This window comes from Marinicella pacifica, assembly GCF_014636635.1.
GTDB classification, from domain to species: Bacteria; Pseudomonadota; Gammaproteobacteria; order Xanthomonadales; family Marinicellaceae; genus Marinicella; species Marinicella pacifica.
On record NZ_BMEO01000002.1, the window covers coordinates 346,651 to 359,425 of the forward strand.

Genomic DNA, 12,775 nt, shown 5'->3' on the forward strand with positions numbered 1-12,775 from the left:
AAAGGTTGACTGAATGTCATTTAATGAAATTAACAGCCGTTACGGCTTAAATCCGGCCCACAGTGAAGTGGTCGCGGCCTGCAAAACCGTTGAACCCTGCCGGGTTTTGGATATGGGCTGTGGCAGCGGGCGCAATGCATTGTACTTAAGTCAACTGGGCTTTGAGGTCACAGCTGTGGACAATAATCCCAATGCCATTCAAAGGCTGCAGCAGATTGTGACTGCAGAGAACATCGACAACATACAGGCGCAGGTTTACGATCTGAATCAGGCCGAACTCAGCGAAGATTATGGCTTTATCGCCTGTACCGTGACCTTAATGTTTCTTCATCCTGCGCGGGTTGATGCGATGATCACTGATATGCAAGCCCATACCCTGCCCGGTGGTTATAACCTGATTGTTTGCGCCATGGATACAGACCAGCACCCCTGCCCGGTTCCGTTCCCTTTTACCTTCAATGCGGGTCAGTTAAGCGAAGCCTACGTCGGTTGGGAATTACTCAAGTATAATGAAGACATCGGCACCATGCACAATGGTGCGCAACTACAGTTTGCCACCCTGTTAGCGCGCAAACCGAATCAGTCATAATGAATTGGGAGGTCTTTTTATGCGAATAACGGTTATCGGTGCGGGTTTCGCGGCACTCACCGCGGTCAAAACGCTGCGCAAACAATCAAAAAGCGTTGACATAACGGTTATCGCCCCGAAAGCTGAGTTCGTCTATTTACCCAGTGTTATTTGGCTACCAACCGAGCTGCGAACAGCCGATGATTTACGCATTGACCTCACCCATTACTTTACAAAAATGCGCGTCAACTTTGTCGCCGGTAAAGTACAGAAAATTTCTGATGATGGTCGTCAGGTTTTTACCGAGACCGAGTCGATTGAGAACGATGCCCTGATAATTGCCGGTGGCGGTCGTTTTATAAAAAAACTGCCGGGCATTGAGCATGTGCTGACCCCTTGCGAAGGTATCCAGGTGGGTGAAAAGATTCGCGAGCGACTGGCGGCCATGAAATCCGGCACCATTGCGATGGGTTTTGGCGGCAATCCAAAAGAACCCACCGCCATGCGCGGCGGTCCCATGTTTGAGTTTGTGTTTATTATCGAAACCTTATTGCGAAAACAGGGCCGACGCGATCAGTTTAAGCTGGTGTTTTTTAATCCCAAGGATAAACCCGGTGTTCGCTTGGGCCCGGATGTGCCCGGTAAGCTGATGAGTTTGATGCGCAAACAGGGTGTAGAGACTCATCTTGGTCATAAAATTAAAGGCTTTACCGAAAAAAGTGTCATCACAGAAGCCGGTGAAATTGCCGCTGATCTCATCCTGTTTATGCCGGGTATGACCGGCGCTGCCTGGCTGGACAATACCAGTCTTCCGCGCTCCTCAGGTGGCATGATAGCTGCTAATGAGCACACCCAGGTGGCCGGTTTTAAGCATGTCTATGTGGCCGGTGATGCGGGTAGTTTTCCCGGTCCCGAATGGCAACCCAAACAAGCCCATGCCGCCGATATCCAGGCCAAAGTGGCCGCCACCAATGCGCTGCGCTTACTGCACAATGACACCGCTGAACTCGATAAAATTCACCACGAACTGTTGTGTATTATCGACTCCCTCAGCCACGGCATTTTTATCAAACGCAACGACAAAGGCGCCACCTTCTTACCGCCCCTGCGGATAATGCATTACGCCAAGCGCTTTTTTGAAAAACGCTACTTACGCCAATATCGCGGGTAAGGCATGGTTGAATCGTCACACATCATTTCTTCGGATGTTTTGGTGATTGGTGGCGGGCTGGCCGGCATTGTTACCGCTTTAGAGAGTGTACGCGCAGGTCTGTCCGTCACGCTGGTTGACCGGGATACGCCGGAACGTTTTGGGGGGCTGGCACGCTGGGCCTTTGGCGGCATGCTGCTGGTGGATACGCCCTTGCAACAAAAAATGAAAATTACTGATTCACCGGAGATTGCACTTAAAGACTGGCTTAGATTTGGCGAACTGAATACTGAAGACCGGCTGCCCCTGCAATGGGCGCGCCATTATGTCGAGCACTGTCGCGCCGAAGTGTACGACTGGCTAACAAAAGAAGGGATTAAATTCTTACCGGCGGTGAATTGGGTAGAACGCGGTCGTTTCGGCGAAGGTAATCGTGTACCCAGATATCATGTGATTTGGGGCACAGCACGTGAGTTGGTGAAAACCTTAATCACGGCCTTGCACCAGGACAGCAGCCACGATCAATTAACGCTGCTGCACCAGCACCGCGTCACCGAATTAGACCGACAAGCGGGTCAAGTCAGCGGTGCACTGGCCATCAACGAAGCCAGCGGCGAATCGGTTCGTTTACGTGCACGCGCGGTGGTGATGGCCACCGGTGGCATCAATGGCAGCCATCAAGAATGTCGCAAAAACTGGCCCGATGATCGACCACAACCAAGCGAGATGTTAAACGGCGCCCATCCCTTTGCGGACGGTCAGATGCATCATTGGGTCGCCGATAAACTCGATGGCCAAATCACCCATGCCGGTGAGATGTGGAATTATGCCGCGAGTTTTCCGCATCCCTATCCGCATTTTCCCGGACACGGCTTATCCACCATCCCCTGCAAATCGGCTTTATGGCTGAATCATCAGGGCGATCGCATTGGCCCCGAGCCTTTGGTCACCGGCTATGATACCCACTGGCTTTGTCAACGGGTGGCTGAACAAGACAAGCCCTGGACCTGGCATCTGTTAAACTGGCGCATCGCCGCCAAAGAATTTGCCATCTCCGGTGCCGAACATAATCAGCGCATCCGTGATAAACAATTCCCGCAGTTTATTAAAGAACTGCTGTTCGGCAATCACCGTCTGGTACAACAAATGCAACGGGAAAGCCGTGATTTTCTGGTGGCCGATACACTGGAAGAACTGGCGGCTAAAATGAATCGCCTGACATGCTCCAATGACATCAACCCAAAAACATTGCAGGCCACCGCCGATGCCTTTGATGCCAATTTCACCCGAGATACAAAGCTGTTTAATGACCACCAGATTCGACTGATTCAACACGCCCGGCAATGGAAACCGGATCGCTTACGCACCTGTAAACCGGCACCGATACAACAAAAAGGCGCCGGGCCCTTTATCGCCATTCGCATGCAACTCATTACCCGCAAAAGCCTTGGGGGGTTACTAACCGACCTGCACAGTCGGGTGCTGGATGCCGATGGCAAACCCATTGACGGCCTCTATTGTGTCGGTGAAGCCGCCGGCTTTGGCGGTGGCGGCGCCAACGGTAAACGCTCACTGGAAGGCACCTTTTTACCCGGCTGCATTCTCACCGCTAAAACAGCGGTGCAATCCATAACCGGGAGAGAGAATACATGACCTTACGTTTTCCTGTAACTGCCGAAGATTACCGCAACCGCGCTCGCAGGCGTTTGCCTCGATTCCTGTTTGATTATCTGGATGGCGGTGCCACCGACGAACAGACACTGCGTGCCAATGCATCAGACTGGCACCACTTAACCCTGCGCCAACGGGTGCTGGTGGATGTTGATCAGGTCGATACCTCATCTCAACTCCTGGGTGAAACCTGTGCCATGCCGGTGGTGTTGGCACCGATTGGCCTGGCCGGCATGATGGCACGCCGTGGTGAGGTGCAGGCGGCACGCAGTGCAGAAAACGCAGGTGTACCATTCACCCTGTCCACGGTTGGCATCTGTTCGGTAGAAGAAGTCCGGACAGCGGTTAACCGGGCCATCTGGTTTCAGCTGTATATGTTGCGAGATCGTGACCGCATCGAAGCGCTGCTCGATAAAGCCTGGGCTGCCGGTTGCCGGACGTTGGTATTCACCGTTGATTTACCCCGGCCGGGCATGCGCCACCGTGATGCCCGCAACGGCTTATCCAGCCCTAGTGTGCGTGCCAAAACCTTAAAAATAATACACTTATTATCACGGCCTCGCTGGCTTTGGGATGTGGCCTTACGCGGTGGCCCGCTTAATTTTGGTAACCTCAGTGATGTGATGCCGGGTGCCAATGATCTGGACGCCATAAAAACCTGGATAGATAGCCAATTTGACCCCACCGTGACCTGGGACGACATCGCCTGGTTACGCCAACGCTGGCAGGGCCGATTAATGCTTAAAGGTATTCTGGACGCTGATGATGCCCGGCAGGCGGTGGATTGTGGCAGCGATGGCATTGTGGTCTCGAACCATGGCGGCCGGCAATTAGACGGCGTTGCTTCAGGTGCGGGTAAATTACCGGACATTGTGACTGCCGTTCATGGCAAAACGGCCATTCTGGTGGATGGCGGGATTCGCAGTGGCGTGGATATTTTCCGTGCGCTGGCTTTGGGCGCCCAAGGTGTTATGATTGGACGACCCTGGGCCTGGGCGTTGGCAGCAGGCGGTGAGACTGGTCTGAACAACTTACTGACCGGTCTGCAACAGGAATTGCGCATGGCCATGACCCTGACCGGTGTCATCCGAATTAATGATATTGGTCCGGACCAACTTGACCAAACTGGAGAGAAACAATGACAAATGGTGCACAATCTTTAATGAAAACCCTGGTCGATGCCGGTATTGAGGTCTGTTTTAGCAACCCCGGCACCAGCGAAATGCATTTTGTGTCAGCACTCGATGATGAACCAAAAATGCGTGCTGTGCTTGGTCTTTTTGAAGGTGTGGTGACCGGTGCCGCCGATGGTTATGCACGCATGGCCGATAAGCCTGCGGTGACCCTGTTGCATCTGGGTTGTGGCTTAGGCAACGGACTGGCCAATCTGCACAACGCGCGTAAGGGTAAGGTCCCCGTGGTCAACATCGTCGGTGACCACGCCACCTACCATGTCAAATACGATGCACAATTACAATCGGATATCGAAACCGTGGCGCGCAATGTCTCTCCGGGCTTTTGTCGCACTGCCACCAGCACCGAAACACTGGGCCAGGATGTCGCTGAAGCGATTGCCGCTGCCCGCGCAAAACCCGGGCAGGTGACGACCTTAATTTTACCCGCCGATGTCTCCTGGGGCGAAGGCGGCGTCGCCGTTGAACCTCTATCACCACCAACCCCTGAAGCAGCCGATGAGGCCACATTGGAAGCCATCGCCACGGCGGTTAGTTCAGGTCAAAAAACCGCGATATTACTGGGCGGCCATGCCTTGCGCGAACCGACCATTCTGGCCGCTGCCAAAATCGCGGCACATAAGGGTGTCACCTTATTGGCAGAAACCTTCCCCACCCGCATGGAACGAGGTGCCGGTTTACCCTACATTGAACGCATCGCCTACCTGGCAGAACTGGCCATGGTGCAGCTCAGTGATATTAAAAATTTAATCCTGGTAGATGCCAAAGCACCGGTGTCTTTCTTTGCCTACCCCGATAAAAAGAGTTACCTGGTGCCCGACAGCTGTCAGGTGCACACCTTAGCGGCCCCCGATCAGGACGCTCTGGCCAGTCTCAACAAGTTGGTAACAGCCGTCGGAGCAGACCGGGCACAACCCAAACTGCAACCCAAAAAACAACCGGTTAGTCCTGTTGGTAAATTAACCGCCGAGAAAGTCTGTAAAGCCGTTGGCCATCTGCTGCCGGACAACGCCATCTTGATTGACGAAGGCATTACCTCGACCCTGATGCTGGCCGCCATGACCGCCGGCGCACCTCGTCATGACCTTTTAACTTTAACTGGTGGCGCCATTGGCCAGGGCCTACCCAATGCCGTCGGTGCCGCCATTGCCTGCCCCGAGCGCCCGGTGTATGCTTTAATTGGTGACGGCACCGCCATGTACACCATTCAGGCCCTGTGGACCATGGCCCGTGAACAATTAAACGTGACCTCAATAATTTTCAACAATGCCGCCTACTCTGTTTTAAACATTGAACTGGACCGGGTCGGCGCCAAAGACTCCGGCGATAAAGCCAAATCCCAGCTGGATCTAACCGGCCCACCCATCAATTTCGCAGAAATCGCCCACAGCATGGGCGTGCACGGTGTCCGCGTGCAAACTGCCGAAGACATGGTCAAAGCCCTGGAATACGCCCAAAGCCAACCCGGCCCCCATTTAATCGAAGCCATCATCCCCGAATCACTCAACAAAACAAAACGCAAAATCCTGCCCTGGCTACTGCGTTCCATGCCGAGTTTACCCTTATCGGTTTCAAAAGCATTAAAAAAGAAACTGGCGCCCTGAGAAAGTTAAATAATTTTTAGAATGATTAAGATCATATAAGTTTAGGTATAGGTGATCTTAAAATACATCATTGCTAACATAAAAACACCCAGAACAATCCAAATACCGGCTTTTAAAATTTCTTTAGACAATTCGATTAATAGATCCATCCAGCTGTCATCGTCACTGTTATTCATATTTTTTTCATGGTTAATTCTATGAGAATATTTTGCCTTATATCGCCGGACTTGACCAGCAGCCTTTTCAAACCATAAACCTAATGGGAATGTATACCTTTGTTGTGTTATAGAAGTTTATTGTGAATTCTTTAGGGTGCTGGTCTTGCCGTCAAAAGACGGCATCCAGTGTCTTTGAGAAAAACCTTACAGTCAACGTGGCAGCACTGATTGATAGACAAACCACAAAGTTAATCGGATGTCTTTTTCTCCACAATTAAACTTTCAACTCCAGCCGTTTCAATAATAGCTTCTGAAATTTCCACATAATCATCTGAAAAATAATGCTCTAAATCCACTTTCCTGCTTTTGTGACCAAATTTCACGAGAATGTCGGTAAAAGGCCCATGACTGGAAGCGAAACAAACACCACCACTTTCTTCATAATTGCCACCATCAATCGTGATAACAGTATCAGGGCAATTTGAAGACTCATCTTCTCTCTCAAAGAATCTAAGCTGAAAAATCTGCGTCAATAAATCAGCCACTTTCTGTCTGTCAATGCGTTTTTGAACTACCCCCATTTTGGCCACATCATTCCTTCCTTCATAAATAACCAAACCGCTACCCGAAATTGTAATATCGAATCTTGGACAGTAACTCCCTTGATAACAACCGGAATACTCTAATTTAATGAAAACATCCTCGTCCAACACACCATCGTAATCCTGTGAGAAAGCATTTAAAGAGATGAGCATTAAGAGCAGAATGCTTAAAACAGGCTTTTGAATTATGTACGTGGTCATTGATTGCCTTGTGTGGTCTTAAAGCCCATTATGATACTGTTTTTTTACTTATTATTTTGAAGTATCTTAGAATGAGCCCAAAGACATAAAATACTCTGGCAAATTTATACTGGATTAAAGTGACCCGCTTTATATTGACTGGTTTCAATAATTTCACTAAAGACAGCAATGAGCTCAGGGTCGTGCTTTGTGCCCGATTCTTGGTGCAAGATATCCATGATTTCAGAATGTGCTCGTCTGCGGCTGTATGATCTAGTCTCCGCCATGGCATCATAACTGTCAGCGATAGAGATAATCCGTGCACAAACAGGAATATTTTTACCCGCTAATTTGTCCGGATAGCCTAAGCCATTGTAGTACTCATGATGATGGCGAACGATAAGGGCAACATGTTGTGCACCTTTGACCTCAGCCGAAGCCAATATTTTTTCGCCAATTTCAGAATGCTGTTTCATGATTGACCATTCGTCTTCGTCAAATGCCGAAGACTTGAGCAAAATATGGTCGGGTATTCCGATCTTGCCTATGTCATGAAACTCTGCGGCAATCTTTAAAATGTTAATCTCATTATTCGACAAGCCGAAATGTTTGCCAATTTGCACAGAAAGCCCCATGACGCGTTTGGAGTGGAGGTGTGTTAGTAAATCACGAAAACCCAGCGCCACCGACAAAGCCTTTGTGTACTTGAGCAATGAATGAAAATACTGATCTTTCAGTTCCATTTATACCTTCCTAAATATACCTGCAAATTCTCTAAATCAGATACGTTGAATTTGGATATGCATATTATCTTAACATAAATTCAACATGAACAGATTGGCATTGATACAACAGATAAACCCAACATCTAAGAAGAATATGTTCAGCAAGTTCACATCGAGACAGAACGGGTAATTCAAGAAATTTCTCAGGTCAAGCCACTGTTATCTTAAGCATTGAAATGGTAAAGCCACTTTTTCATTTTCTTTATCACTTTTTCAGCGCTTTTTCAGAAATAATCGAGGACAGGCATCAAATTGCAGACACTGCCAGCATTGCGGCCACCAGCACAATAATTGATTGAAACGTGAATCATGGCGCAGTAATGCACAGTACAATGTGTTCAAATACTGGCCGTAGTCATTGATAAATTATGCCGGAGCTGTTTGATGAAAATACCTAAACCATTGATGTTAATTGTATTGTTGTTGTCAACTCATGGCGTGTGGGCACAGCTTAAAGCCTTTCCAGAAGCCGCTGGCTTTGCGGCCTTTGTCTCGGGTGGGCGGGGTGGTGACGTACACATCGTCACAAACCTCAATGACTCTGGTGTTGGCTCATTGCAATGGGCGGTTTCTCAGCCGGGACCGCGGATTGTGGTGTTTGAAGTGTCCGGACTGATCACCGGAGATTTGCACATACCTCATGGAGATTTGACCATCGCTGGACAGACGGCACCGGGCGCCGGCATTACTTTGGCGGGGCATTTGTATACCACTTATAATTCAGACACCGGCAACATCATCATTCGTCACATGCGCATCAGGCCGCCTGATCCAGACAGCAATTGGCCTGCCAGTCAGCATGATGCCATCCAGTTTTCCACCGCCAACAACGTCATGCTGGATCACATCGACGCCTCTCATGGCGCAGATGAAACCATCGATTTTTGGGGCGGTGCGGCGCACATCACCATTCAGCATTCGCACCTGTCTTTTCCCATCTATGATACGGCCAATGGCTGGACCCACAACAAGGGTGTGATTAACCACAGGCCCTGTTTAGACAGCGGTAATTGCCAGCCCGGTGATCGCACAGGTGGTTATATTTCAATCATCAATAACCTGTTCACCCACGCCAGAAACCGCACCCCGGCCTTGTCAGTGGGTCCGGCAGAAGTGATTAACAACATCACTTACAACGGCCGCGAGGGTTTTGTTCATCACAATGTGGCAGACGGGGAATTCAACATCATGGGTAACCACTATATCGCCGGACCCAGCATCAATTTGTCACCCTTTTGGTTTGACCCGGAAAATCCTTCACCACCCATCCCAACCGCCTACTGGTTGCAGGATAATCTGGTGGAAGACCCGGGAGAATACATCGGTACCGTACAAAATCCATGGGATGATGTGGCTTTTGGTAATGCCTATACCTTTGCCTGTTGCGGTATCAATGCCAACCAGTTCAACCAAACCGGGGTGTTTGACTTCAGCGGTGAGCCAGGCTATGCCACACCCGTCATGACCAGCCCGGATGATTTGCTCAATCAATTGTTACCCGGTATCGGCGCTTACCCGCATGATATCGTAGCCCGGCAGTCCATACAGGAACTGCATCAACGCAGCGGCTCATGGCGAAATTACCGTCCCGCTGATTTGATGGCAGGTCTCACGCCCGGCGTGTCTCCGTTGGACAGCGACGATGATGGCATGCCCGACACATGGGAAGATGACCACGGATTAAATCCTCAAAATGGCAATGACCACAGCACCATCATGCCATCAGGCTACACCGCCATCGAAGAATACATCAATGGCCTGGCCACACAATTAACCAATGATGTGATTTTTGTCGATGGTTTTGAATAAACCCAAAAGGGAAAGCTGCTGAAACGATTAGACCAGGCCATTGAAGTCAGGCGGTTTCGCCCAGGGTGAAGTGGTGAGGCAGAATGGCCGTTATGGTCATTAGCAGTCGCATAAGTCCCAAGATTATTCCTTCCTATATGGTCAACTGAAACTGAAAATGCTTTGCAACAAACGTTTACTTATTAGGATTTCATTGCGGATACCCGGTGTGTAATGCTTGTTGATATAGCTTGTAAAATCCACACCACAGGCATTTTCATTTTTGAGGCAGCGCGAATACATCATCGGGCTGGTAGCCGAGCAGTCAACACCCCTTTCACAAGCAATTAAAATAAAGGCTTGTTGAACAACATAATCCACCATTTTTAAATTATGCGCCTGGAGCTCTTTTTGAAACGTCGGTAGAATTTCAAGATGGAAATATTTCTTATACAACATGGTGGATACCAACAGTTCCAAACCAACTAACTGACTGATTCTTTGCTTTATATCTGCTTTTTCTGACTCACCTAAAGTGTCTTGACTAAACATGGCGGCGTATTTATCGCGCATCGATTTATTCTTTTCCATTTGGCTTAACTGGTACATAACCCGATCTTGTGAATATTGTTTCATGAGCTCCTGATTTTGCTCACACTGCCTCATGTTTAGGTTTAAATGTTTCTTTTGATTTTCATTCAAACCTGATCTCACCTGCTGAAAACGCGCCTGTTTCCCCATCACAGAATGGCACGATGAATACCTGTACAACCCGATAAACGCATCAACCAAAGGATCAGAGTGAAAGAATTGCCCCTCAGGTAACGCCGACATCGATGGCTTAATCGGCACTATATCTGACTGTGCATCTATAGAATTCGCTGTAATATCAGTCTTTTTTATGACCGGCTCAACAACTTTTTCAGCTGCCATTTTATTGGTTCCATTGACCTCACCAACATTTTCCTTTTTGGGTGTCTCCTGGCTAACGTACCAGTACAAAGCGATAGCGAAAACAACCAATAATGTAAAACCATATTTCATGATGAATACCCCTCTGAAAGAACATATTCCACATCGAACAACTGATTGGGTGACAGGTAGTAGTCCAAATAGAAATCTATCAAATCACTGCCACATGCCTGAGACGCTTTTTCATTTCTAAAGTTCAAACACTGCTGTTCCACCAACAAGGATTCCTGACCACAAGGGTGTGACAATTCGCACGCCCGAAAATGCACCAATATCGGTATCAAATAGGCCTCATATTCTTTGGGAATCAGTTGAATACCGCCGGTAAATTTGGCTTCGAGCGATTGCATATTATCTTCAGATGTTTGTTTTTCGATTAATTCATACACCGCCAGATAGGCATCTGAAGACAGTGTATTAACAACAACCCGTTGCAGTTCGCCAATTAATCGTTTAACTTCAGCATTAAGTTCAGCAACTTGAGCGGTATCTATGTGCTTGTTGTCTAAAATCCTTTGATCAATCTCGGCAATCTGACTATTCAACTGGTCAACAATCAGTTGATCTGATTCATTATAACCACCAAAGATAGTGGTCGGTTTAGGCCTTTGATTTTGCAACTCTCTGCGCATACTATAAAGGTCATAATACAATTGATGATCAATATTTTGACCTCTTTCCGCGCTTGTTAATTTGTTTCGGGTCGTTTTAAAGTCTTGAATCAGTTTCAAAGCCCTTGCCAACTGCTGTTCATTCGCTGTCTTAGGACTGATTGCTTCATACCTTTTCTTCAGCTGAACATGGGCTGCGTCGGCGTCATATCTTCGATGACTGAAATCGGATAATTGAATGCATTTGCTTAGTCGCTTTTCTAGGGCCTGTTGTTGAACTAACGGCAGCTCATTAATTGATTGATTCCTTCTCAAAGTAAATAAATACGGATCCATATTATTTAAGATATTACTAATTATCGAAACACAGCCCTCATAATAAATATAATCCCGGTAGGTCTCTAAGTAAGTGGGCTTTGAATTCATCGCTTTGAGATCACTATCAGCCAGAAAAGAAAGCCAGAACTGTTCATGCTGAGCCATTTTTTTATCATGTTCCTTTTGCCACTTCTCTTGATCGAACCCGGAAGGTAGGACTTTCATTTCTGCCTGACTAATCACGTTAGGCTTGGAAACCGGCTTATCCAATTTTTCTTCCGTCGATTCTTGACGCACTAGATAACTAACCATGAAGGCAATTATTGCCACAATGAGTAGGATTAAAATGTATGTCTTTTTCATCGCTCCCTCTGGATTTATAAATTGATTCCACTAAAAATAGGCTTTAATCTCGATTGTAACAAATTCGAAAATGTTCAACTGATATTCACAGATCAATTTTTATACCCCATCAATTAATCACCACATTAGTGGTATTAAATAACTGAAAAATTGGCACCCTATACAATAAATTTCTTACAACCCTACTCATTAATTATTACAAATTATATCTCTCTCGGTGTTATTAAGCTTCAACCTGCCTTGGAATAGTCTCAATTCAACAAACTTTTCAATGCACTTAAGGTTTGGCTTGATGTACTGGGACACAATATAATGATATATTCTTAACGAGACTTAAAAAGCTGACTTAAACTTGTGAATACTCAACAAAACATCACATGCTCAAACTATCCAACACAGTTGAAATTCCTGACGCTGACATTGAACTCACCGCTATCCGAGCCCAGGGGCCGGGTGGCCAGAATGTTAATAAAGTCGCCAGCGCCATTCACCTGCGTTTTGATATTGAGAATTCCAGCTTACCGGATTTTTATAAAGAACAATTGTTTAAATTATCTGATCAGCGGATCACCAAAGACGGCGTGATTATTATCAAAGCCCAACAATTCAAAACCCAGGAGAAAAACAGGAATGATGCCCTCAATCGATTAAAAGAATTGATTAAAGCCGCGGTGGTTCAGCCCAAAAAACGCAAACCAACACGCCCAAGCAAAGCCGCGAAAAAGAAACGCCTGGATGCCAAAACCCGCAAAGGTCACATCAAAAAACTGCGTAAACCGGTTTCCAGTGATGAATAGAATACGCGGGCTCCT

At 47.6% G+C, this 12,775-nt stretch carries 12 protein-coding genes; 7 read left to right on the forward strand and 5 right to left on the reverse strand.

Going from position 1 to position 12,775, the window contains the following annotated elements:
- Positions 1 to 13: 13 nt before the first annotated feature.
- The 5 genes from tehB to IEV16_RS03615 are packed head-to-tail and all read left to right on the forward strand — an operon-like array spanning position 14 to position 6,186.
- Entirely contained in the window at positions 14 to 589 is a 576-nt protein-coding gene (gene tehB / locus IEV16_RS03595) for a tellurite resistance methyltransferase TehB (protein ID WP_188364302.1), read from the forward strand.
- Between the two features lie 19 nt (positions 590 to 608).
- The gene (locus IEV16_RS03600; RefSeq protein WP_188364303.1) at positions 609 to 1,739 is read left to right on the forward strand and encodes an NAD(P)/FAD-dependent oxidoreductase; all 1,131 of its coding nucleotides are present in this window, start codon (positions 609 to 611) and stop codon (positions 1,737 to 1,739) included.
- A gap of 3 nt (positions 1,740 to 1,742) precedes the next feature.
- Positions 1,743 to 3,371: an FAD-dependent oxidoreductase gene (locus tag IEV16_RS03605; protein WP_188364304.1), complete on the forward strand. Its 1,629-nt coding sequence runs from the start codon at positions 1,743 to 1,745 to the stop codon at positions 3,369 to 3,371.
- Positions 3,368 to 4,531 carry an L-lactate dehydrogenase gene (locus IEV16_RS03610; protein WP_188364305.1) on the forward strand — a complete coding sequence of 388 codons (1,164 nt, stop codon included), beginning with the start codon at positions 3,368 to 3,370 and terminating at the stop codon, positions 4,529 to 4,531. The genes IEV16_RS03605 and IEV16_RS03610 overlap by 4 nt, the downstream gene beginning before the upstream one ends.
- On the forward strand, positions 4,528 to 6,186 hold the full coding sequence (locus tag IEV16_RS03615) for an acetolactate synthase large subunit (RefSeq protein ID WP_188364306.1): 1,659 nt from the start codon (positions 4,528 to 4,530) through the stop codon (positions 6,184 to 6,186). Before IEV16_RS03610 ends, IEV16_RS03615 begins: the two co-directional genes overlap by 4 nt.
- Positions 6,187 to 6,227: 41 nt before the next feature.
- On the opposite strand, the gene IEV16_RS13490 is transcribed toward IEV16_RS03615, so the two are convergent.
- The 3 genes from IEV16_RS13490 to IEV16_RS03625 all read right to left on the reverse strand — a co-directional run bounded on the left by IEV16_RS13490 (position 6,228) and on the right by IEV16_RS03625 (position 7,869).
- Positions 6,228 to 6,362, reverse strand: a complete 135-nt coding sequence (locus tag IEV16_RS13490; protein ID WP_268234394.1) for a hypothetical protein — start codon at positions 6,360 to 6,362, stop codon at positions 6,228 to 6,230.
- Between the two features lie 230 nt (positions 6,363 to 6,592).
- Positions 6,593 to 7,147, reverse strand: a complete 555-nt coding sequence (locus IEV16_RS03620) for a DUF6438 domain-containing protein (protein WP_188364307.1) — start codon at positions 7,145 to 7,147, stop codon at positions 6,593 to 6,595.
- A gap of 104 nt (positions 7,148 to 7,251) precedes the next feature.
- A complete protein-coding gene (locus tag IEV16_RS03625; protein ID WP_188364308.1) occupies positions 7,252 to 7,869 on the reverse strand; it encodes an HD-GYP domain-containing protein in 618 nt (205 codons plus the stop codon).
- Between the two features lie 426 nt (positions 7,870 to 8,295).
- Here IEV16_RS03625 and IEV16_RS03630 point away from each other — a divergent pair, with 426 nt between their 5' ends.
- On the forward strand, positions 8,296 to 9,720 hold the full coding sequence (locus tag IEV16_RS03630) for a pectate lyase precursor (RefSeq protein WP_188364309.1): 1,425 nt from the start codon (positions 8,296 to 8,298) through the stop codon (positions 9,718 to 9,720).
- A 141-nt stretch (positions 9,721 to 9,861) separates the two neighbouring features.
- On the opposite strand, the gene IEV16_RS03635 is transcribed toward IEV16_RS03630, so the two are convergent.
- Both IEV16_RS03635 and IEV16_RS03640 read right to left on the reverse strand, forming a co-directional pair.
- The gene (locus IEV16_RS03635; protein WP_188364310.1) at positions 9,862 to 10,743 is read right to left on the reverse strand and encodes a hypothetical protein; all 882 of its coding nucleotides are present in this window, start codon (positions 10,741 to 10,743) and stop codon (positions 9,862 to 9,864) included.
- Positions 10,740 to 11,963: a hypothetical protein gene (locus IEV16_RS03640; RefSeq protein WP_188364311.1), complete on the reverse strand. Its 1,224-nt coding sequence runs from the start codon at positions 11,961 to 11,963 to the stop codon at positions 10,740 to 10,742. The genes IEV16_RS03635 and IEV16_RS03640 overlap by 4 nt, the downstream gene beginning before the upstream one ends.
- A 377-nt stretch (positions 11,964 to 12,340) precedes the next feature.
- Between IEV16_RS03640 and arfB the strand changes: the two genes are divergently transcribed.
- Positions 12,341 to 12,760, forward strand: a complete 420-nt coding sequence (gene arfB / locus IEV16_RS03645) for an alternative ribosome rescue aminoacyl-tRNA hydrolase ArfB (protein ID WP_188364312.1) — start codon at positions 12,341 to 12,343, stop codon at positions 12,758 to 12,760.
- Positions 12,761 to 12,775 lie beyond the last annotated feature (15 nt).